General features: G+C 63.1%; 21 protein-coding genes. 11 read left to right on the forward strand and 10 right to left on the reverse strand.

What is annotated here, in order from left to right; translation table 11 throughout:
- The first annotated feature begins 95 nt into the window (after nt 1–95).
- Nucleotides 96–971 (forward strand): LysR substrate-binding domain-containing protein, encoded by an 876-nt coding sequence (locus NTD80_RS02925; RefSeq protein WP_262132080.1) that lies wholly within the window; start codon nt 96–98, stop codon nt 969–971.
- On the opposite strand, the gene NTD80_RS02930 is transcribed toward NTD80_RS02925, so the two are convergent.
- The 5 genes from NTD80_RS02930 to NTD80_RS02950 form a co-directional block, all read right to left on the reverse strand.
- Nucleotides 918–2,294 (reverse strand): MFS transporter, encoded by a 1,377-nt coding sequence (locus NTD80_RS02930; RefSeq protein ID WP_262132082.1) that lies wholly within the window; start codon nt 2,292–2,294, stop codon nt 918–920. The two genes, NTD80_RS02925 and NTD80_RS02930, sit on opposite strands and share 54 nt — an antisense overlap.
- A gap of 180 nt (nt 2,295–2,474) precedes the next feature.
- Complete coding sequence (locus NTD80_RS02935; RefSeq protein WP_262132084.1) at nt 2,475–3,908, reverse strand: NAD-dependent succinate-semialdehyde dehydrogenase; 1,434 nt, start codon at nt 3,906–3,908, stop codon at nt 2,475–2,477.
- A complete protein-coding gene (locus tag NTD80_RS02940) occupies nt 3,905–4,939 on the reverse strand; it encodes an aldo/keto reductase (RefSeq protein ID WP_262132086.1) in 1,035 nt (344 codons plus the stop codon). The genes NTD80_RS02935 and NTD80_RS02940 overlap by 4 nt, the downstream gene beginning before the upstream one ends.
- A gap of 10 nt (nt 4,940–4,949) precedes the next feature.
- The gene (gene fae / locus NTD80_RS02945) at nt 4,950–5,462 is read right to left on the reverse strand and encodes a formaldehyde-activating enzyme (RefSeq protein WP_065906694.1); all 513 of its coding nucleotides are present in this window, start codon (nt 5,460–5,462) and stop codon (nt 4,950–4,952) included.
- Nucleotides 5,463–5,566: 104 nt separating this feature from the next.
- Nucleotides 5,567–6,043 carry a GNAT family N-acetyltransferase gene (locus tag NTD80_RS02950; protein WP_262132087.1) on the reverse strand — a complete coding sequence of 159 codons (477 nt, stop codon included), beginning with the start codon at nt 6,041–6,043 and terminating at the stop codon, nt 5,567–5,569.
- A gap of 271 nt (nt 6,044–6,314) precedes the next feature.
- Here NTD80_RS02950 and NTD80_RS02955 point away from each other — a divergent pair, with 271 nt between their 5' ends.
- Nucleotides 6,315–7,565, forward strand: coding sequence for a ribonucleotide-diphosphate reductase subunit beta (locus tag NTD80_RS02955; protein WP_005788524.1), 1,251 nt, complete (start codon nt 6,315–6,317; stop codon nt 7,563–7,565).
- A gap of 63 nt (nt 7,566–7,628) precedes the next feature.
- Here the strand turns inward: NTD80_RS02955 and NTD80_RS02960 are convergent, their stop codons facing one another.
- Complete coding sequence (locus NTD80_RS02960; RefSeq protein WP_262132089.1) at nt 7,629–7,928, reverse strand: putative quinol monooxygenase; 300 nt, start codon at nt 7,926–7,928, stop codon at nt 7,629–7,631.
- A gap of 238 nt (nt 7,929–8,166) precedes the next feature.
- Here NTD80_RS02960 and NTD80_RS02965 point away from each other — a divergent pair, with 238 nt between their 5' ends.
- On the forward strand, nt 8,167–8,655 hold the full coding sequence (locus NTD80_RS02965; protein ID WP_106804105.1) for a DUF1289 domain-containing protein: 489 nt from the start codon (nt 8,167–8,169) through the stop codon (nt 8,653–8,655).
- Nucleotides 8,656–8,703: 48 nt separating this feature from the next.
- Here the strand turns inward: NTD80_RS02965 and mdeB are convergent, their stop codons facing one another.
- Nucleotides 8,704–11,382, reverse strand: a complete 2,679-nt coding sequence (gene mdeB / locus NTD80_RS02970) for an alpha-ketoglutarate dehydrogenase (protein WP_262132090.1) — start codon at nt 11,380–11,382, stop codon at nt 8,704–8,706.
- Nucleotides 11,383–11,573: 191 nt separating this feature from the next.
- Between mdeB and NTD80_RS02975 the strand changes: the two genes are divergently transcribed.
- The 3 genes from NTD80_RS02975 (at nt 11,574) to NTD80_RS02985 (ending at nt 14,327) form a co-directional block, all read left to right on the forward strand.
- Nucleotides 11,574–12,488 (forward strand): class I SAM-dependent methyltransferase, encoded by a 915-nt coding sequence (locus NTD80_RS02975; RefSeq protein ID WP_262132091.1) that lies wholly within the window; start codon nt 11,574–11,576, stop codon nt 12,486–12,488.
- A gap of 149 nt (nt 12,489–12,637) precedes the next feature.
- A complete protein-coding gene (gene pcsA / locus NTD80_RS02980) occupies nt 12,638–13,354 on the forward strand; it encodes a phosphatidylcholine synthase (protein WP_065906682.1) in 717 nt (238 codons plus the stop codon).
- Between the two features lie 193 nt (nt 13,355–13,547).
- Nucleotides 13,548–14,327: a TSUP family transporter gene (locus NTD80_RS02985; RefSeq protein WP_065906679.1), complete on the forward strand. Its 780-nt coding sequence runs from the start codon at nt 13,548–13,550 to the stop codon at nt 14,325–14,327.
- On the opposite strand, the gene nudC is transcribed toward NTD80_RS02985, so the two are convergent.
- Together nudC and NTD80_RS02995 are read right to left on the reverse strand one after the other, a co-directional pair.
- Complete coding sequence (gene nudC / locus NTD80_RS02990; protein WP_065906678.1) at nt 14,295–15,128, reverse strand: NAD(+) diphosphatase; 834 nt, start codon at nt 15,126–15,128, stop codon at nt 14,295–14,297. The genes NTD80_RS02985 and nudC overlap by 33 nt on opposite strands.
- A gap of 5 nt (nt 15,129–15,133) precedes the next feature.
- Nucleotides 15,134–15,946, reverse strand: a complete 813-nt coding sequence (locus tag NTD80_RS02995; RefSeq protein ID WP_106804109.1) for a crotonase/enoyl-CoA hydratase family protein — start codon at nt 15,944–15,946, stop codon at nt 15,134–15,136.
- A gap of 192 nt (nt 15,947–16,138) precedes the next feature.
- Between NTD80_RS02995 and NTD80_RS03000 the strand changes: the two genes are divergently transcribed.
- The 4 genes from NTD80_RS03000 to NTD80_RS03015 all read left to right on the forward strand — a co-directional run bounded on the left by NTD80_RS03000 (nt 16,139) and on the right by NTD80_RS03015 (nt 20,346).
- The gene (locus NTD80_RS03000; protein WP_120448423.1) at nt 16,139–17,386 is read left to right on the forward strand and encodes a chloride channel protein; all 1,248 of its coding nucleotides are present in this window, start codon (nt 16,139–16,141) and stop codon (nt 17,384–17,386) included.
- Nucleotides 17,387–17,481: 95 nt separating this feature from the next.
- Complete coding sequence (locus NTD80_RS03005; RefSeq protein WP_065906675.1) at nt 17,482–18,036, forward strand: UPF0149 family protein; 555 nt, start codon at nt 17,482–17,484, stop codon at nt 18,034–18,036.
- Nucleotides 18,037–18,667: 631 nt separating this feature from the next.
- Nucleotides 18,668–19,924 (forward strand): 3-phosphoshikimate 1-carboxyvinyltransferase, encoded by a 1,257-nt coding sequence (locus NTD80_RS03010; protein ID WP_065906673.1) that lies wholly within the window; start codon nt 18,668–18,670, stop codon nt 19,922–19,924.
- A gap of 32 nt (nt 19,925–19,956) precedes the next feature.
- Nucleotides 19,957–20,346: a hypothetical protein gene (locus NTD80_RS03015; RefSeq protein ID WP_262132093.1), complete on the forward strand. Its 390-nt coding sequence runs from the start codon at nt 19,957–19,959 to the stop codon at nt 20,344–20,346.
- A 79-nt stretch (nt 20,347–20,425) separates the two neighbouring features.
- On the opposite strand, the gene NTD80_RS03020 is transcribed toward NTD80_RS03015, so the two are convergent.
- The gene (locus NTD80_RS03020) at nt 20,426–21,031 is read right to left on the reverse strand and encodes an NAD(P)H-dependent oxidoreductase (RefSeq protein WP_065906672.1); all 606 of its coding nucleotides are present in this window, start codon (nt 21,029–21,031) and stop codon (nt 20,426–20,428) included.
- A gap of 72 nt (nt 21,032–21,103) precedes the next feature.
- On the opposite strand from NTD80_RS03020, the gene NTD80_RS03025 reads away from it, so the two are divergent.
- Entirely contained in the window at nt 21,104–21,706 is a 603-nt protein-coding gene (locus NTD80_RS03025; RefSeq protein ID WP_065906671.1) for a TetR/AcrR family transcriptional regulator, read from the forward strand.
- Nucleotides 21,707–21,715 lie beyond the last annotated feature (9 nt).

The raw sequence follows: 21,715 nt of genomic DNA on the forward strand, positions 1-21,715 counted from the left end.
CACCCAAGTTTGAAAGAATTAAAATGGGGGGGGGGGGGCGCCCCCGCGAAGAGGTCAGCACCAACACCATAAAAATAAAGTGTGGAACTCGGACCATGCGCCAACTCCCCTCCCTCAACATGCTCCGCGTCTTCGAAGAAGTCGCCCGCCACCGCAGCTTCAGCCAGGCCGCCGTCGGCCTCAACGTGACCCAAGGAGCGGTCAGCCGGCAGATCAAGCAGTTGGAGGACTACCTCGGTGTCGCTCTGTTCATCCGCACGCCGCAAGGCCTGGCCCTGACGGAAGCCGGCTTCGCCCTCTCGCCGCACCTGAGTGACGCCTTCGACCATATCGAGCGAGCCCTGCAGGCCGTGCGCGTGCCCAACCTGCGCCAGCGCCTGCGCATCGTCGCGCCGCCGACCTGGGCCACGCGCTGGCTGTCCGCGCAATTGCGGCGCTTTTGCGAGCGCTACCCGGACATCAACCTCAGCGTCACCCATCAAAACAGTCACGCAAGCCTGGCGGAAATCGACTGCCAGATCCGCTTCGGCCTGGAACCGGCGCTGCATTGCAGCAGCGAATTGCTGGTGATGGAACGCCACATCGCCGTGGCCAGCCCGGAGCTGTTCATCGACGGCCAGCCGCCCGACCTGCGCCGCGCCCCGCTGCTGCATATCCTGCACGACGGCAAGCGCTTGAAGGTCTGGGAGAACTGGCTGGCGGCCATGGGCCGGGAGGACATCGATGCGGACCAGGGCCTGGAATTCAGCACCCTCGACCAGGTGATTCACACCGCGCTGGCAGGCGGTGGACTGGCAGTGATCGACCGGCAGATGATCGAGCGGGAGTTGGCCAATGGCAGCCTGCTGCCGATCACCCCCGTGGAGGTGATCGGCCCGTATGGCTATTGGCTGGATGTGGCGCCGGACAAGCTGGGCTTATCCAAGGTTCGGCTGTTTACGCAGTGGCTGGGCCAGGTCAGCAATCCCTGATGGCACGGGCGCCTCGGCCTTGCACGCCTGGCTCAAGGTCAACGCCTTGGTTTCCGGCGCCCAGGCCCAGGAGATGAGCGCGCCCAGCACCAGGATCGCCGAGAGAATGCCCATGGTCGGGCTCAAGCCGATGCCGGCCACGCTCACCGGCAGCAGGAAGGTACTGACCGCCGAGCCCAGGCGGCTCACCGCCGTCGCCAGGCCGATGCCGCTGGCACGCACTTCGGTGGGGAAGCTTTCTGCCGGGAACACCCCGACCAGGTTGCTCACCGCCGACAACACCAGGGTGAACACGCCGAAGGTCAGCACCATCAGCCAGGCCATGCTGGCCGGCAACACCGCGAGCAGGAACAGCGCGACGGCGAGGATGATGAACGAGTTGATCAGGAAGCCCCGGCGCGAGAACTTCACCGTGCACCAGATGCCGATCAGCGCACCGACAATCAGCAACAGGTTGAGCAGCAGTTCGGTGCCAAAGCCCTGGGACAGGCCCATCTTCTGCAGGATCGACGGCAGGAACGTGTAGATCGCAAAGTACGGCATCACGATGCACACAAAGAACAGGCAGTTGAACGCCGTGCGCTTGCGGTATTCACGGCTGAACAGGACGCCGTAGCCCGAGCGGGTCGGCGTCGACGGTTCTTCATCGAGGACCACGTGTTCGCCGAGGTGCTTCTTGACGATGGCGCGGGCTTCGGCGATGCGCCCACGGTTGATCAGCCAGCGCGGTGATTCCGGGGTGCCGATACGCGCGATCAGGATCAGCCCGGCGGGAATCGCCGAGGACGCCAGCATCCAGCGCCAGGCATCGTCACCCAGGCTGAGCATCGCCGTGCCGACAAAGGTTGCGGCCACGTAGCCGAAGGTCCAGATCACACTGAATGAGCCCAGCAGCACGCCGCGATGTTTCTTCGGCGAGAACTCCGCCAGCATGGCATGGCCGACACTGAAATCACCGCCCAGGCCAATGCCGATGAGGATGCGGCACAACAACAGGCCCATGGCCGTTTCGGCATAGAACTGCATGACCGAGGCGACAGTGATCAACACAAAGCTGACCAGGAAGATTTTCTGCCGGCCGAGGGTGTCGGAGATCCAGCCGAAAAACAGGCTGCCGAGGAACAGCCCGATCAGCGCCGAGGCACCGATCAAGCCTTGCCAGAAGGCGTCGAGTTGCATCTGTGGGCTGAGCAGGGTGAAAGCGATACCGATCAGGCCGAGGATGTAGCCATCGGTGAAGTGCGCGCCGAAGGTCAGGCCGGCGATCTTCAGGTGAAAGCGGCCGATCGGCAGGTCGTCGATATTGACGGGTTGGGCGGTCATGGTGTTCTCCCTATTGTTGTTTTTGATGGAGTAACGGTGGGCGTGCGCCTTGTGGTTGCTCTGTGTAGGCGCTGGCTTGCCTGCGAGCGGTGGATCGGTCGAAACATGGGTCGCTGGCGTACCGCTGTCGCAGGCCAGCCAGCTCCCACAGTCGACCTCTGCTGCTTGCAGACCTGGGATCTACAGCCCGCCCATCAACAGGTATTTGATCTCCAGGTAATCATCCAGGCCGTACTTGGAGCCTTCGCGGCCGAGGCCGGATTCCTTGATGCCGCCAAACGGCGCGACTTCGGTGGAGATGATCCCTTCATTGATGCCGACCATGCCCGCCTCCAGGCCTTCGGCCATGCGCCACACACGGCCGATGTCGCGGCTGTAGAAGTAGGCTGACAAGCCGAACGGCGTGTCATTGGCGCGCTGCAGCACCTCGGCTTCATCGCTGAAGCGGAAGCACGCCGCCACCGGGCCGAAGGTTTCTTCCTGGGCGATCAGCATCTCGCCGTGGGCTTCGGTGAGGATGGTCGGCTCGAAGAAGGTGCCGCCCAGCGCATGGCGCCGGCCGCCGCACAACAGCTTGGCGCCCTTTTCCAAGGCGTCGCCCACGTGGGCTTCAACCTTGGCCAGCGCGGCGGCGTTGATCAGCGGGCCTTGCTCGGTGTCGCCGTCCAGGGCGCTGCCGACGCGCATGGCCTTGACCGCCTCGGCGAGTTTGGAGGTGAACGCGTCATACACGCCGCCCTGGATAAAGAAGCGGTTGACGCACACACAGGTCTGCCCGGTATTGCGGAACTTGGACGCCATCGCGCCTTTGACGGCGGCGTCGAGGTCGGCGTCGTCGAACACAATGAATGGCGCGTTGCCGCCCAGTTCCAGCGAGACTTTTTTCAGCGTGTCCGCCGCCTGGCGCATGAGCAATTTGCCGGTGCGCGTCGAGCCGGTGAACGACAGCTTGCGCACCACACTGGAGGCCTGCAGCGCGCCGCCGATGGCCACGGCGTCACCGGAGACAATATTGAACACACCGGCGGGAATGCCGGCCTGCTCGGCAAGGACCGCCAGGGCGAAGGCCGACAGCGGGGTTTCCTCCGAGGGCTTGAGGATCATCGTGCAGCCCGCCGCCAGCGCCGGGCCGACCTTGCGGGTGACCATCGCCAGGGGGAAATTCCACGGCGTGATCGCCGCGACCACGCCGATGGCTTCCTTGGTCACGATGATGCGGGCATCGGCCTTGTGGCTCGGAATCACGTCGCCATAGGCACGCTTGGCCTCTTCGCCAAACCACTCCAGGAAGCTCGCGGCGTAGACCACTTCGCCCATGGCTTCGGCGAGGGGCTTGCCCTGCTCGAGGCTGAGCAACTGCGCGAGGTCTTTCTGATGGCTGAGCATCAGCTCGCTCCAGCGCTTGAGGCGCTGGCTGCGCTCCTTCGCCGTGAGCGTGCGCCAGGCTGGCAACGCCCGGTGGGCGGCGGCGATGGCCAGGTCGGTGTGCTCAGCGCCGGCGCGTTGTACGTCGGCGATCAGCGCGCCATTCGCCGGGTTGAGCACCGGGTAGGTCGGGCCACCGCTGGACCATTGGCCATCGATGTAGTTGCCAGTACGGATCAGCGGGTTCATGCCACGGCCTCGATCAGGTTGAAACGGTCCAGGCCCGGACGGGCCGCACGCAGGATGCGCTTGCCGGCGGTGTAGTCGTTGATCACATCGCACGGTGTGTAGTTGCGTTCCAGCTCATGCAGTTCTTCGGCATCCAATTGGGTGTCGAGGGCGGCCAGCGCGCTGTCGAACTGCGCGGTGGTGTCGGCACCCACCAGCATCACATCGACACCTGGATGGTTGGCGACCCACGCCTGGGCGATCTGCGCGTTGGACACGCCACGGGCACGTGCCACGCGCTGCACCGAATGGGCGATATCGAACGAGGTTTGGTCGCTGTACATCTGCTGGGTGAAGAAATCGGTCTGGTTGCGCGTCGACTGCACCTCGCCGGTGAGCAAGCCGCGCGCCAGCGGGCTGAACACCGAGACGCCGAGGCCCTGGTCGCGGCAGAACGGAATCATCTCGCGCTCTTCCTCGCGGTAGGCGCAGTTCAGTTGCAGCTGCATGTTGATCGGCTTGACCCAGCCATTGCGTTCGCAGGCCAGGAGAATTTTCGCCAGCTGGCCGGTGAGCATGGTCGACACGCCGATGTAGCGCGCCTTGCCGGAACGCACGATGTCATTGAGGGCGCTCATGGTTTCTTCGACCGGGGTGTTCACGTCGAAGTAATGCAGCATGAACACGTCGACGTAATCCATGCCCAGGCGGCTGAGGGATGCGTCGATGCTGTCCATGATGTGCTTGCGCGAATGGCCGCTGGCGTTGATGCCGCCGCGGGTGCCGTAGCCGACCTTGGTGGTGACCACGATCTCGTCACGCCGGGCGACGCGCTTGAGGATGCGCCCTACCACTTCCTCGCCGACACCGGCGGAATAGAAGTCGGCCAGGTCGATGAAATTGACGCCGTTGGCCAGGGCGTGGGCGACGATCGGCTCGCTTTGCTTCTCGTCGAAGATCCACGGTTTCCAGTCCGGGGTGCCCATGTTCATGGTGCCCAGGCACAGGCGCGAGACTTGCAGGCCGGAGTTGCCCAAACGAATGTATTGCATGGGGATGTCCTCAGGCTTTAGGCGTGTAGAAAGGGTTGCTGATCTGGTTGACCACGTCCGCCAGTTGCGCGGTGTACGGCGTACCGGTGAGGGCGGCGCGGATCGCGGTGCGGCAGGCGTTGTAGTTGTTCAGGTAGACGGCATCGAGGTCGTCGCAGGCCGGGTTGACCCAGTTGGCGGTGACGATGGCCCACTCGTCTTCGGCCTCGGCCGGCAAGGTGCCGTCCAGCAACGCTTCGAGCACGGCCTTGGCGATACCGGCCTGGGACGCGCCCCAGGTGGCGTTGCCGTGCAGGTCGCTGCCGATCGCGGCCTTGTTGACGTAGAGGGTCATGGGCTTGACCGGGATGTTCGGCTGGGCGATCACCATGAACGGGCAATGCCCTTGGCTGGGAGACGCCAGGCTGTTGGCGAACGCCTGGCCGGCCGGGCCGTTGCGCGGGCCGATCAGGATATTGATGTGGGCCGCGTTGACGCCCGGGCCTTCAAAGCCTTCGCCGATGTACAGATCCAGTGTTTTCATTTCGCAAACGCTCTTTGTTGTTATGGGGAGCTGGTTGGCGATTTTTTAGCACTGGCGCTGAGGGTGGGCGTAACCATTAAAAGTCATGGGGCTGTGAGTTTTTCTCATGCCCGCGGAAAAGCGCGCTCCATCTTGATGATCTCGATGCAAACCGGGCTGTTGCCACGGCTGAAGGTGCCCTCGCCAATCTTGCGAAAGCCGCTCGCGGCATAGAATTTTTCGGCGGTGAGGGTCGCTTCCAGATACGCCTTGGCATGACCGGCAGCTTCGATGCGCGCCAGCGCTTCGCGGAGCAGGCGAGCCCCTACGCCCTGCCCGGCGGCCTGGCCACGCACAAACAGTTTACTGACTTCGTGGCCATCGATTTCCACGACCCCCTGGATCACGTCCGTGCAGGCCAGCCACACATTGCCGGCTACGATTGCCTCGCGGTACGTCTCGGGCGAGCGGCCATCCAGCCACATGCTGATCTGGGTCGGGCCGTAATCGGCGTGGCACAGGCTTTCGACGGAGTTTTTATGCACCTGGAAAATGCCTTCGGCGTCTTCCAGACGGGCGGCGCGGATCAATAAATCGCTCATTCCCTTGAGGTCCTGATTCGGGTCAATAATCCCGGCCTTTATAGCTGACCCGCGTCACGGCAGCCACTCGAGAGCGCACATCTTGTGCGTTGACCATCTTTGTTACACACCATATAGTGTGCCCACAAACAGAACAGACCACTACATAGTGTGCAGAATCGATATTTACCGACCACACTATGCGCAGTATTTCAATGCCTAGTAGCCTGCAAATTACATATTTTTGGACGGGTTCACACGCCGTCAGAACAGACCAGGAAGGAGTATTTCAATGCTGAGTTGGGATGAAGTCGACAACGAAGACACCGGTGCAGCGGTGATCAAGGGCGCCAACGCCGGCCACGCCAGTGAAGCCAACATGGACCGCCTGGATGGCGCAGGCGCCGCCGCCGCGCTGGAAGCGCGCAACGTGACGGCCAACGACTCCGCCGCGATCATCCGCGCCAAGGCCGCCCTCGACAAACTCGACGTCGCCGAAGGCCTCGCCGAGCTGGAAGGCTCCGCCGCCCGCGTCGCCGTTGACGAAAAGCGCATGATCAACTGCCGCGCCGACCTCAACCAACTCGTGCCCTTCAAGTACGACTGGGCCTGGCAGAAGTACCTCGACGGCTGCGCCAACCACTGGATGCCGCAAGAGGTCAACATGACCGCCGACATCGCCCTGTGGAAAAACCCCGAAGGCCTGACCGACGACGAACGTCGCATCGTCATGCGCAACCTCGGCTTCTTCTCCACCGCCGATTCGCTGGTTGCCAACAACCTGGTCCTGGCCGTGTACCGCCTGATCACCAACCCGGAGTGCCGCCAGTACATCCTGCGCCAGGCCTTCGAGGAAGCGATCCACACCCACGCCTACCAGTACTGCATCGAATCGCTGGCCATGGATGAAGGCGAGATCTTCAACATGTACCACGAGATCCCATCGGTCGCGAAAAAAGCCGCCTGGGGCCTGAAATACACCCGTTCGATCTCCGATCCCAAGTTCGAAACCGGCACCGTCGAGACTGACAAAGAGCTGCTGCGCAACCTGGTCGCCTACTACTGCGTCCTGGAAGGCATCTTCTTCTACTGCGGCTTCACCCAGATCCTGTCGATGGGCCGCCGCAACAAAATGACCGGCGTCGCCGAGCAGTTCCAGTACATCCTGCGTGACGAATCGATGCACCTGAACTTCGGTATCGACGTGATCAACCAGATCAAAATCGAAAACCCACACTTGTGGGATGCCGAGATGAAGGAAGAAGCGACCCAGATGATCCTGCAAGGGACTCAGCTGGAAATCGAATATGCGCGTGACACCATGCCTCGTGGGGTGTTGGGGATGAATGCGGCGATGATGGAGGATTATCTGAAGTTCATCGCCAACCGTCGCCTGTCGCAGATTGGGTTGAAGGAAGAGTATCCAGGGACCACTAACCCGTTCCCGTGGATGAGCGAGATCATGGACTTGAAGAAAGAGAAGAACTTCTTTGAGACCCGTGTGATCGAGTATCAGACTGGTGGGGCGTTGAGCTGGGACTGATTGACTTTGTGGACGCTATCGCCGGCAAACCGGCGATGGCGCCCTGAATACCGCCATCGCTCCTCAGTTGGAAACCTGCTCCAGAAAGATCAGCTTCAACGGCTCGCTGAGCAGCTCATCCGCCGTCGCGGCAAACCGCTGAAAGTATGCCGTCGCAAAATGCGCATCGAGTGCCGCCTGGTCCTTGAACGCTTCACGCATGTAGAACGTGCCGGGTTCGTCCCGCAGTTCATACAGCACATAGTCAAGGTTGCCGGGTTCTGTGCGCGTAGGCTCCACCAGCGCCAACAAGCCTTCCTTGAGCGCCTGTTGTTTGCCTGGCTTGGCCTTGAGGACTGCGATCGATACCAGCTGTTTGTTCATGACGGTAACTCCGTTAGAGGGCGGACTTGCGAAGACGCTGCTCGCAACGGCAATCATCACTGCGCAGAGCCAGTATCCCAGGGGTTTGAGGGTGAGTTTCATGATCGGTACTCGGTGTGGAATGCGCCCATCTTTGCCCGCTCAGCCACAAAGAAAAACCGACAAAACGCGCTAACACTTTCATCACCAGATTGAAAATGAGCCCACGTTTTCTTGATTAGAAAAGCAGTCGCTATTTATGCCCAATCAAACCATCAAGACGCCCTGCGTCGGCCTCTGCTCTACCGTCTACGGTGACCTGGTCTGCCGGGGGTGCAAGCGTTATCACCATGAAGTCATCCAGTGGAATGGCTACAACGCCGATGAAAAGCAGGCGGTGTGGCTGCGCCTGGAACAGCTGTTGGTGCAGGTGATGGCCAGCAAGCTCGAAGTGCTTGACCCGCAGCGCCTGCGCCAGCAGCTGGAAGACCGCAAGATTCGCTTCATGCCGCACCAATCGCCGTATTGCTGGGCCTACCAGCTGATTGCGCGGGGTGCGCGGGTGATTTCCAAGCTGGATGCGTATGGCCTGGCGTTGCTGCCGGAGTTTCGCGAGCGCAGCCTGGCGGATTTGCGCGATGCGATTGACCGCGAGTTTTTCCTGCTGTCCGAGGCGCATTACGAGCGGTATATCGCCCCGGTCTTCTTGAAAGAAGCGTTTGGGCCGGCCCTGATCGCCACCCTCTGACCAACACCGCCGCCCCGTAGGAGCCCGGCTGGTCGGGCTCCCGCAGGTTCAGCGGGTCCAGGACGCTTCGCGTTCCGCCTGCAGGCCGTACCGCTCAATCGCCTGCTGGCACACCTGCGGCTGCAGACTCCCCTGCTCCACCAACGCCGTCAGCGCTGCCAGCACCAGGTGATGGCGGTCCACTTCAAAGAAATCGCGCAACGCCGCCCGCGTATCACTGCGCCCGAAGCCATCGGTGCCGAGCACGGTGTAGCGCGAGTCCAGGTACGAGCCAATCATCTGCGGCACTGCGCGCACGTAGTCAGACACCGCGATCACCGGCGCGCCGGTGGGCAGGCAATCCGCGAGGTGGCTGCTGCGTGCGGCTTCCTGCGGGTGCAGGCGGTTCCAGCGTTCCACCTCGCGCGCTTCACGCGCCAGTTCGCTGAAACTGGTCACGCTGAACACTTCGCTGCTCACCTGCCAATCGTCTGCCAGCAACTGCGCCGCAGCCTGCGCCTCGCGCACCAGCGTGCCCGCACCGAGCAGGCGCACCTGGGCGCCGGCGGTGCCTTGCAGACGATACAGGCCCTTGATGATCGCCGCTTCAACCCCTTCCGGCAGGCTCGGCTGCGGGTAGTTTTCGTTCATCAGGGTCACGTAGTAGAACTCGTCCACGTCGTGCTCCAGCATCTGGCGCATGCCGTGGTCGAGGATCACTGCAAATTCGCCGGCAAATGCCGGGTCATAGGCGCGGCAGTTCGGCACGGTGGCGGCCGTGAGGTGGCTGCTGCCGTCCTGGTGCTGCAGGCCTTCGCCGCCGAGGGTGGTGCGCCCGGCAGTGGCGCCGAGCAGGAAACCGCGGGCGCGCTGGTCGGCGGCGGCCCAGATCAGGTCGCCCACGCGCTGGAAGCCGAACATCGAGTAATAGATGTAGAACGGCAACATGCGCAGGCCATGCACCGAGTAGCTGGTGGCCGCTGCGACCCAGGAGCTGATGGCGCTGGCTTCGCTGATGCCTTCCTCCAGGATCTGCCCGTCCGTGGCCTCGCGGTAGCTGAGGATCGAGCCGATGTCTTCCGGCTCGTAGCGCTGGCCGACGCTGGAATAGATACCGATCTGCTTGAACAGGTTGGCCATGCCGAAGGTGCGCGCCTCGTCCGCCACAATCGGCACGATGCGCGGGCCCAGCGCCTTGTCCTTGAGCAACTGGGTGAGCATGCGCACGAAGGCCATGGTGGTGGACATTTCCTTGCCGTCGGCGGCCGTGGCGAAACCGGCATAGCCCGCCATGGGCGGGATGCTCACCGGCGCAGCAAATTGGCTGCGGCTGGGCACATAACCGCCCAGGGCCTTGCGCCGCTGATGCAGATAACGCAGCTCAAGGCTGTCGTCCTCGGGCTTGAAGAAACTCAGCGACTCGGCCTGTTCATCACTCAGCGGCAACTGGAAGCGATTGCGAAAGGCGATCAGAGCCTCGCGATCAAGCTTCTTCTGCTGGTGCGTGGTCATCTTGCCCTGCCCCGCCTCGCCCATGCCGAAGCCCTTTTTGGTCTGGGCGAGGATCACCGTGGGCTTGCCCTTGACGCGGCGCGCGGCGTGGTAGGCGGCGTGGATCTTGACCATGTCGTGGCCGCCGCGCTTGAGACGGTCGATCTGTTCGTCGCTCATGCCCTCGACCAGCCTGGCCAAGGCCTCGCTCTGGCCAAAGAAGTGTTCGCGGTTGTAGGCACCGTCCTTGGCGGCGAAGGTCTGGAATTGCCCATCGACGGTGTTCGACAGCGTATCGACCAGCGAGCCGTCGGCGTCCTTGGCGAGCAAGGCGTCCCAATCCGAACCCCAGACCAGCTTGATCACGTTCCAGCCAGCGCCGCCGAACAACGCCTCCAGTTCGTCGATGATGCGCCCGTTGCCGCGCACCGGCCCATCGAGGCGCTGCAGGTTGCAGTTGACCACCCACGTCAGGTTATCCAGGCCTTCGCGCGCGGCCAGGGTCAGCGCAGACATGCTTTCCGGCTCGTCCATTTCACCGTCGCCGAACACGCCCCACACGTGGCGGTCGGTGGTGTCCTGCAAGCCGCGATGCTGCAGGTAGCGCATAAAGCGCGCCTGGAAAATCGAGCTGATCGGGCCAATGCCCATGGAGCCGGTGGGGAATTGCCAGAAATCCGGCATCAACCACGGGTGCGGATAGCTGGAGAGCCCGCGCGCACCGGCTTTTGGTCCGCCGAGTTCCTGTCGATAGTGGGCCAGGTCGCCCTCGTCCAGGCGCCCCTCGAGAAACGCACGCGCATAGATGCCCGGCGCGGAATGCGGTTGGTAGAACACCAAATCGCCGCCAAACCCATCGTTGCGGGCGCGAAAAAAGTGGTTGAAGCCCACTTCGAACAGATCCGCCGCACTGGCGTAGCTGGCAATGTGGCCGCCGAGTTCGCCATACGCCTGGTTGGCGCGCACCACCATGGCCAGCGCGTTCCAGCGCACCAGCGAGGCCAGGCGCTCTTCCGTCGCGAGGTCACCGGGGAACGCCGGCTGCTGCTCGACGCTGATGCTGTTGATGTAGGGCGTGCCGTGGCGCGGAGTCCAGTCGATGTGCGGCGCACTGGCGTCGCGGGCCAGCAGGTCGAGGATCTGGCGGGCGCGCTCGGACCCGGCGTTGGCCACCAGCGAGGCCAGGGCATCGCGCCACTCGTCCTGCTCCAACTGATCCGTGGCTGTGTGATTGACTGCACTCGCGAAACCGTTCATGGGCACCTCCGGGCTTTTTTTCCAGTTTATGTGGGTGCCGGAGGATTTTTTGCCTGTTATCAGGCGCAGATAGCAGAATTTTGAGCATGAATCACTGCCAATCCTGGTTTTACCAGCACGTTGTGCTCAGCCAACCCGCAAGCCCGCAAGTGTGTTTAAAATGCCGCCCGCTCAATGACTGACGTTTAACGATGACCCCAGACGCCCTCGCCACCCTGCATGCCCACCTGCTCACCGCCCTGGCTACTCCGCCGAGTGAAACCCGGCGCCTGTTCCACGGCCGTGGCCGTTGCTGGCCGGGCCTGGAACAATTGACCGTGGACTGGCTGCAAGGCGTGCTGCTGGTCGCGCTGTTCAAGGAGCCCGAGGCCGCGCACCTGCAGGCCTTGAAACACCTGCTGCAGGCTGAGTTCGGTACCCATACCATTGCCCTGCAACACCGCTACCTGCCGCAAAGCACCACCGAATGGCTGGCGGGCGCCGCCGTCGACGAGAAGGTGATTACCGAAGGCGGCCTGCGCTACCTGATCGACCTGGGTAAAAAACAGAATAGCGGGCTGTTCCTCGACATGCGCTACGGGCGCAACTGGGTGCGCGAACAGGCCAAGGGCCAGCGCGTGCTCAACCTGTTTGCGTACACCTGCGGGTTTTCCGTGGCGGCCATCGAAGGCGGCGCCGACCATGTGGTGAACCTGGACATGGCGCGGGGCGCGCTCAGCCGTGGCCGCGACAACCATCGCCTGAATGGTCACGACCTGAGCAAGGTCAGCTTCCTGGGCCACGACCTGTTCAAGTCCTGGGCCAAGGTCATCAACAGCGGCCCTTATGACCTGGTGATCATCGACCCGCCGTCGTTCCAGAAAGGCAGCTTTTTGCTGACCAAGGACTACCAGCGCGTGCTGCGTCGCCTGCCGGACTTGCTGACGCCACAAGGCACGGTGCTGGCGTGCATGAACGACCCGGCCTTCGGCGAAGACTTCCTGATCGACGGCGTAACCCGCGAAGCACCGGGCCTGCGCTTTGTCGAGCGGCTGCAGAATCCGCCGGAATTTCCGGATATCGACCCACAAAGCGGCTTGAAGGCCCTGGTGTTCCGCCAGGGTTGATGCCGAAACGTCCTACGCTTGCTACGCTAAGCAATACACCGGGGTGGTGAACCTTATCCCCCCCTTCCCGGTCGATACCTGCATTCCCCGGCCAGACCCGACGGTGTCACACCGTCGGCTGCCCCGTTTCACCTTTTGGAGAACCGCCCGTGATATCGACCCTGCATGTAGCCAGACTCAAAGCCTGGGGCGCCCACGGCTTTACCGCCACCGGCGTGGTACTGGCCTTCCTGGCCACCCTGGCGCTGCTGGAAAACTCGCCCAAGGCCTGCCTGCTCTGGCTCGGCTTCGCGCTGGTAGTGGACGGCGTCGATGGCTCCCTGGCGCGACGGGTCAATGTCAGCACGGTGCTGCCCAGCTTCGACGGCTCGGTGCTGGACCTGGTGATCGATTACCTCACCTACGTGTTTATCCCGGCACTGTTTATCTACCGCTATATCGACCTGCCGGAATTTACTCACCTGTTCACGGTGTCGGTGATCCTGGTGTCGTCGCTGTTCTGCTTCTGCAACGTGAACATGAAGAGCAAGGACAACTACTTCGTCGGCTTCCCCGCCGCCTGGAACGTGGTGGCGCTGTGCGTGTACATCATCCAGCCGGAAGCCTGGGTGACCTTGCTGACGGTGATCGGCCTGGCACTGCTGACCGTGACCCCGATGAAGTTCCTGCACCCGTTCCGGGTCAAGCGGTTCATGCCGATCAACATCGCAGTGACCACCATCTGGCTGCTGTGCAGCTTTTTGATGGTGATGGATTACCCGAATACCAACCCGTGGACATTTGGGTTGTGGTCGTTGATGTCGGCGTACTTCCTCGGGATTTGTATCTGGCGTACGGCGCTGGAGTGGCTGGGCAACCACAAATAACCGCGCCGACACCAATCATTTGCAGGGGCCGGCTTGTCGGCGATTGCGGTTCGTCAGCTCCTGAGAGAGTGGCTGATGTTGCGCTATCGCCGGCAAGCCGGCTCCTACATTTGGATCTGTGGACATCCGGCAGGTAAGATGCAGGCCTTCGGTGTAGCCCCTTCGCTGCGCCCTTCCAAGAATAAGCCCTGCCATGCCCTTCGAACTCAGCGTTGACCTGACCACCCTCGCCATTCTCGCCGTCGTTGCCTTTATCGCCGGTTTCATCGACGCCATCGCCGGCGGTGGTGGCCTGCTGACCACCCCGGCACTGCTCACCGCCGGCATGCCGCCACACCTGGTACTGGGCACCAACAAGCTCAGTTCCACCTTCGGCTCCGCCACCGCCAGTTTCACCTTTTACCGGCGCAAGCTGTTCCATCCGCGCCAGTGGGTGCATGCCATCGTCGGGACGCTGATCGGCGCCCTCACCGGTGCCGTAGTCGCGCACTACCTGCCTGCCGAAACCCTGAACAAGATGCTCCCGGTGATTGTGTTCGGCTGCGGCCTGTACCTGTTGTTCGGCGGCACGCCCAAGGCGCCGCTGGACGCCGATGCGCCGATCAAGAAGAAATGGCAATCCACCCAGGGCTTTGGCCTGGGCTTCTATGATGGCGTGGCCGGACCCGGCACCGGGGCGTTCTGGACCGTCAGCACGATGCTGTTGCACCCCATCGACCTGGTGAAGGCCAGCGGCGTGGCGCGCAGCATGAACTTTGTCAGCAACGCGGCAGCGCTGTCGGTGTTTATCTTCAATGGCTCGGTGGACTGGATCGTCGGCCTGGCCATGGGCATCTCGGTGATGGGCGGCGCGTTTTTTGGCGCACGCAGCGCTATCAGCGGCGGCGCCAAATTCATTCGCCCGGTGTTTATCACCGTGGTGCTCGGGCTGACAGTGCGCCTAGCCTGGCAACACTGGTTCAGCGTGGCCTAGGCGCCGAGCCACATAGAGGTCGATCAGGTAACGCGCAATCGAACGTGACGCCGGCAGCGGCGGCAGGTCGTGGATGTTGAACCATTGCGCGTCCTCGATTTCGTCGGCCTGTGGCACGATGTCGCCGCCGGCGTACTCGGCGTGGAACCCCAGCATCATCGAATGCGGGAACGGCCAGCACTGGCTGCCCTGGTACTCGATATTCTTGACCTCGACCTGCACTTCCTCGCGAACTTCGCGGATCAGGCAGTCTTCGGCCGACTCGCCCGGCTCGGCAAACCCTGCCAGCGTGCTGTAGACACCGGTCACAAAACGCGGCGAACGCGCCAGCAGGATTTCGTCGCCACGCGTCACCAGCACAATCATGCTCGGCGAGATCCGTGGATAGCTGCGCAGGTCACAGGCCTGGCAAAACATCGCCCGTTCCCGTGGCACCTGGACCATCGCCTGGCCACAACTGCCGCAGAAACGGTGTTCGCGCGCCCAGGTACCGATCTGCGCGGCGTAGCCGAGCACTTTGTACAGGGTGTGATCGCCTTGCAGCATGAAGCCGCGCAGGCCTTGCCAGCTGCAGTCGGGCACTTGCGCCGCCGCGTCGAGTTCCAGCAGGTACACCGGTTCGCCATCAAGGTGACCAATGCCGTGTTCGGCGAACACAGCAAGGTCCTGGCGCTTGAGCCATTCCCGGGGGAACAGCGGGCCGTTGGCATCATGCAAAAAGCCGTCGCGGCTGCGGGCGACGGCCCAGCCGCCGGGGGCGTCGTTGTCCAGCAGCGTTGTGGTAATCCAGCCTGGGGTCATGTCAGTCAATCCACGAATTCGGGTTTCTGCTTACTCATATGGGCCGCAATGGCCACGCGCAGGTCGTTGGATTGCAACATAGCCGAGTTCCAGGTGGCAACGTATTCCAGACCATCATTGACTGTATGGTCACGCATGTAGCTGATCATCGCCTTGGTGCCAGTCACCGCAATCGGCGACTTGGCGGCGATTTCATGCGCGATTTCGAAGACTCCGGCCAGCAGGCTGTCCTGATCGGCATACACCCGATTGACCAGGCCGATGCTGCGCGCTTCCTCGGCGCCGAACTGGCGACCGGTGTAGGCCAGTTCGCGCAACATGCCGTCGCCGATAATGCGCGGCAGGCGCTGCAGGGTGCCGACGTCGGCGGCCATGCCGATGTCGATTTCCTTGATCGAGAACTGCGCGCCCTCGGCGGCGTAACGCATGTCGCAGGCGCTGATCAGGTCGATGGCGCCGCCGATGCAGTAACCCTGGATCGCCGCCAGTACCGGTTTGCGGCAGTTGTCGACGGCGTTGAATGAGGCTTGCAGCTCGAAGATCTTGCGGCGCAGCAAGCGTGCGTTACGGCCCACATCCTTGCCGAATTCATTCGCGACCGAAGCCAGCATCATCAGGTCGATACCCGAGGAGAAATGCTTGCCGGCACCACTGAGCACCACCGCGCGGACGGCGTCGGTGTCTTCGATCCATTGGAAAATGTCGATGATCTCGGTCCAGAACGCGGCGTTCATCGCGTTGATCTTTTCCGGGCGGTTGATCTGCACATGGGCAACGTTGCCGGTGAGTTCGACGACAAAAGCTTGGTATTCGGACATGGCAGTGATCCCTGACTGGCGAGTGATAAGGCCCGAACTATAACAAGGGTACGCCACGGCGCATCGGCCAAAACCGGGACTGGCAAAGGTAATGGAATGTTGTGAGGACGCGCTGCGTGCAGTGCCGATACATTTCATCCGTAAGGCCCGGTTTATCGGCTATACAATCAGGGCCACTGCCTGGAGCCGCCTATGCCGACCACGTTTCGCTCATCCTTGATCCTGGCCCTGGTGGTCGTGCTGACCGGCATCGGTGCCGGCTTGGGCGGGATGCTCCTGGCGTTGCTGCTGCATGGCATCCAGCACCTGGCTTACGGCTACAGCCTCGACAGCCTGGTCAGCCATGCAACCTTTTTATCCGGCGTGACCGCCGCAGCGCCCGAACGGCGCCTGCTGGTGCTGGTGGTGTGCGGACTGGTCGCAGGGCTGGGCTGGTGGACGCTTTATCGCTACGGCCGCCCGCTGGTGAGCATCCGGCAGGCGGTGTCCGAGAAGATGCCGATCATGCCGCCCAAGACCACCCTCGCCCACGCCTTGCTGCAGATCATCACCGTGGCACTCGGCTCGCCGCTGGGGCGTGAAGTGGCGCCGCGCGAAGTCGGTGCGCTGGCGGCGACGTGGTTGTCGCAGCGGGCGCGGCTGGAACCGCACATGCACCGCCTGATCGTCGCTTGCGGTGCAGGGGCCGGATTGGCGGCGGTGTACAACGTGCCATTGGGCGGCGCGGTCTTTGTGCTGGAAGTGCTGGTGGGCGCGTTCAGCTGGCCGGCGGCGATCATCGCCCTGGCTACCTCGGCGATTGGCGCGGCGGTGGCCTGGGTCGGGCTGGGTGCCGAATCGCAGTACGTGGTGCCGCACTTTGTGCTGAGCCCGGCATTGATCGCCTGGGCGCTGGTGTGCGGCCCGGTGTTCGGCGTGGCCGCGTATGGATTCACCCGCCTGACCGGCGCGGCGCGGGCCAACGCCGCGCGCGGCTGGCGCCTGCCAGTGTGGTCATTGATCAACTTCACTCTGATCGGCGGCCTGGCGATGCTGCTGCCGCAAATCCTCGGCAATGGCAAAGGCCCGGCGCAACTGGGTTTCGACAATGAACTGACGATCGGCCTGGCGGCGCTGTTGCTGCTGGTCAAGGTGTTGATCACCACCAGCAGCCTGCGCGCCGGCGCCGAGGGTGGCCTGCTGACGCCGGGCCTGGCGAATGGCGCGCTACTGGCGATCATCCTCGGTGGCGCCTGGAGCCTGGCCTGGCCCGGCGTGCCGCTAGGCGCGTTCGCGATCATCGGCGCCGCAGCGTTCCTGGCCGCCAGCATGAGCATGCCGCTGACCGCGATCGTGCTGGTGGCGGAATTCACCCGGATCGACCATGACTTCCTGGTGCCGATCATTCTGGCGGTAGTGGGCGCGGTGTGCGTGAGCAAACTGTGCCAGCGGTTCGGGTAAAAACCCTGCAAACCGCTGGATAAAAACCGCCTCAAGCGCCATCCTTTGCGCTTTAAGCCGCCCCATCTGCGGCGCTCGACGCTCAAGGAAATGCCATGCACGCCCAACCCCTCACCGCCGCCGATTTCGACTTCATCGAAGAGACCCTGCTCAAGTACGGCGACGACCACTCGGTGCTGAACCTGGCCGAACTCGACGGTTACTTCACCGCGCTGGTCTCCAGCCCAGCCCAGGTCGACGTGGCCGAGTGGTTCCCGGCGATATGGGGCGGGCAGAACCCGGAGTGGGACAACATGGATGAAGCACAAAGCTTCCTCGAACTGTGCGTGCGCCACCTCAACACCCTGGCCAGCCAACTGGCCACCGACGCCCGTGGCTTCAAGGCTCGCTTCGACGAAACCGAACACCAGGGCCAGAACGTCACCCTGGCCGAAGAATGGTGCTTTGGCTACATCCGCGGCGCGGCCATCGGCAACTGGCCGGAACTGCCGGCGGAACAAGCCGCACTGCTGGAAAAAATCTCCTGGTGCGCCGAACAGGACAACTTCGAATTACCCGCCGACCTCGACGTGCAAACACACCAGCAGCGAGTCAGCGAACTCGAACCCGCCGCACGCGCGCTGCATGACTACTGGTTGGCAAAACGATAAAAAGCTGCAGAGCGCATCTAAAACCCCGAGTCGCCAAGCCGGCTCCTAAAGGTTTTTGCTTTTGATCTAACCTCTCAGGCCGGCTATCAGGCCGCCGTGCTTTTGCTCTTGATCGTGATCGTGATCTTGATCTTGATCTTGATCTTGATCTTGATCTTGATCTCAGGCGCCCCATCAAACACGCTGGCCGGAATTCGATATTGATTTGGGGGGTAAACCGGCAGGGATGCCGGTTTAGCCGCCCCGCGCCATGGATGGCGCGTGGCGGCGGCCCCCCAAATCAATGTCGGATTACGGGCACACCGAGCCTAGGCGAGGTGCCGAGTGTTGGGGCAAGAGCCCTTTTGGTTACTTTTGGGGCTCTTTTCCAAAAGTGACCCGCTGTAAGAGCGGAACCAATCTCAGCCCTCACCCAAACAACGGATATGCCCCCAACCTGATCCAACCCCCCCAGCGCCCCGAAGCCCGCCATCGCAGGCAAGCCAGCTCCCACAGTGACACCAAATCCCACCCAATAAATATCAGCAACCACGACCCCAAGCTCGACAAGCACCGCATCTATACCCGATTATTCAAATCCGCCCCGTCGGCCACTCCGTGCCACCTCGCCTAGAATCAGGAGCCTCGTACCTTGAGTTCGCAGAAAACCGTGACCGTGACACCGCCCAATTTCCCCCTCAATGGCAAGGTCGCGCCCCCCGGCTCCAAATCCATTACCAACCGCGCCCTGCTGCTGGCGGCCCTGGCCAAGGGCACCAGCCGCCTGAGCGGCGCCTTGAAAAGCGATGACACCCGCCACATGTCGGTCGCCCTGCGCCAGATGGGCGTGACCATCGACGAGCCGGATGACACCACCTTCGTCGTCACCGGCCAAGGCAAACTGCAATTGCCGACGCAGCCACTGTTCCTCGGCAATGCCGGCACCGCCATGCGCTTTCTGACCGCCGCCGTCGCCACCGTTGAAGGCACCGTCGTGCTGGACGGCGACGACTATATGCAAAAACGCCCGATCGGCCCGCTGCTGGCCACCCTGCGCCAGAACGGCATCGCGGTCGACAGCCCGACCGGATGCCCACCGGTCACCGTGCACGGTGCGGGCAAAGTCGCGGCTAAACGCTTCGAGATCGACGGCGGCTTGTCCAGCCAGTACGTGTCGGCCCTGCTGATGCTGGCGGCCTGCGGCGAAGCGCCGATTGAAGTGGCGCTGACCGGCAAGGACATCGGTGCACGCGGCTACGTCGACCTGACCCTGGACTGCATGCGCGCGTTCGGCGCACAGGTCGAGGTGGTCGACGACACCACCTGGCGTGTGGCACCGACCGGCTACACCGCGCACGACTACCTGATCGAACCCGACGCCTCCGCCGCCACCTACCTGTGGGCCGCTGAAGTGCTGACCGGTGGGCGCATCGACATCGGCGTCGCCGCGCAGGACTTCACCCAGCCGGACGCCAAGGCCCAGGCGGTGATCGCGCAATTCCCGAACATGCAGGCCACGGTCGTCGGTTCGCAGATGCAGGACGCCATCCCGACCCTGGCGGTGCTCGCCGCATTCAACAACACCCCGGTGCGCTTCACCGAGCTGGCCAACCTGCGGGTCAAGGAGTGCGACCGTGTGCAGGCGCTGCATGATGGCCTGAATGAAATCCGTGCGGGCCTGGCCACGATCGAGGGCGATGATTTGCTGGTCGCCGCCGACCCTGCGTTGGCCGGCACCGCGTGCAATGCCTTGATCGACACCCACGCCGACCACCGCATCGCCATGTGCTTTGCGCTGGCCGGGCTGAAGGTCGCGGGCATCCGCATCCAGGATCCGGACTGCGTGGCCAAGACCTATCCTGAGTACTGGAAGGCCCTGGGCAGTCTCGGGGTCCAACTGACCTACTGAGGTATCGGCGCCGGAATGGGGAGGCAATGCACATGACAATTCGCCAACCCTGCCCACCCGGCGCCTGCGTCTGCGAACGTGAACAACTGCTGGAACGTCCCGGCGCCGACCTGCGCATCCTCAGCCTGACGCGCCAGGAAGAAAAACGTCTGGTCGAACGCCTCGAAAACCTGCAGAGCCTGCAGGACCTCGAACGCATGCAGCAACGCATGTACGAACTCCTCGGAATCCGCGTGCAAATCGCCCCCGGCCACACCGAGGTCAAGAGCATGCGCGGCATCCAGATCGTCATCGACGACCTGCCAGGCCTGTGCCGCAAGACCCGCCAATCGATCCCGGCGGCGATTCGCCGGGGCATGGAAAAACACCCCGAGATCGCCTACCGCCTGCTGGATGCCCACGACCTGTTTCGCGACGGTTGAACCGCGCTCGAACTAGCGCCCTGGCACATGGCACTGGGTACGCTTGATTCATTCAAAGCAACCTGGAACAGGCTGGCGCTCAGGCGTTCTCTCGTACCTGACGCGGGACAAACAACTGCCGGCCGAGCTTCTCGGCGGTGCGTAAATGGCTTTGCGCGCTGTCGCTTTCCGACTCCAGCAACAGCTCGGACGTCAGCACCTGCGCCCCACAGTAGTCAAAAATCCCGTAGTCGATCTGCGTACGCATCGCCTGGGCATAACCATGCCGTTCAAACGCGCTTTCATCGGCGGCGCCCAGCGCCAGCAGATGCACCTGCAAGTGCCGCAGCTTTTTCACCACCGGCGTGTCCGGGCCGTAGTCGATGGCCCAGCCGTTGACGAACACGCGGTCGACCCAGCCCTTGAGCAGGCCCGGCAGCGACCACCAGTAGATCGGGAATGCCAGTACCAGCGCATCGGCGCGGTCGATGCGCGCCTGCTCGGCCAATACGTCGGCCGGTGGCGTGGCGCGAGTGCGGTGTACGCGGTGGTCGGCGGCGGTGTAGCGCGGGTCGAAGCCTTCGGCGGCGAGGTCGGCGATTTCCACGGTGTGGCCGCTGGCAGTCAGGCCGGCGGCCACCTGCGCCGCGACGGCGTGAGTGAGGGATTGTGGGTCGTGGTGCGCGACAACGATGAGTGCATGCATGACATTGACTCCCTTTGGGCTTAAGCTACGACTAGTAAGTTACAGCCACTAAGTTACTTTTGGTATATAAGCATGTCAAGCAGTCAGTCCCCTGCCCCACGCCGGCGCTTGAGCCGTGAAGATCGTCTGCGCCAACTGCTCGATGTGGCCTGGCAACTGGTCCGCGATGAAGGCACCGAAGCCCTGACGCTGGGGCGCCTGGCGGAACTCGCCGGAGTGACCAAGCCGGTGGTCTACGACCATTTCGTCACCCGCGCGGGTTTGCTCGCCGCGCTGTATGCCGACTTCGACGCGCGCCAGGACAAGGTGTTTACCCAAGCCATCGAGGCCAGCGATGCCACGCTGGAAGGCCGCGCGTGGGTGATCGCTTCGAGTTATGTCGATTGCGTGCTGTTGCAGGGCCGGGAGATTCCGGGGGTGATCGCCGCGCTGAGCAGCTCCCCGGAACTGGAAACCCTCAAGCGCGAATACGAGGCGATTTTCCTCGCCAAGTGCCGCGACGCGCTGTCGCCCTTCGCGCCCGGCGGCACGGTGTCCCAGGTCGGCCTGCGGGCGGTGCTGGGTGCGGCGGAAGCCTTGTCCCAGGCGGCAGCCAGTGGCGAAGTCAGCCGTGAAGAGGCGCAGCAGGAACTGCTCGCGACCCTGCTGGCGATGGTCAACCGCGGGCGCGGTTGACGCGGCGGT

It is taken from the genome of Pseudomonas sp. 13B_2.1_Bac1 (genome assembly GCF_025466155.1).
Classification (GTDB): Bacteria; Pseudomonadota; Gammaproteobacteria; order Pseudomonadales; family Pseudomonadaceae; genus Aquipseudomonas; species Aquipseudomonas aylmerensis.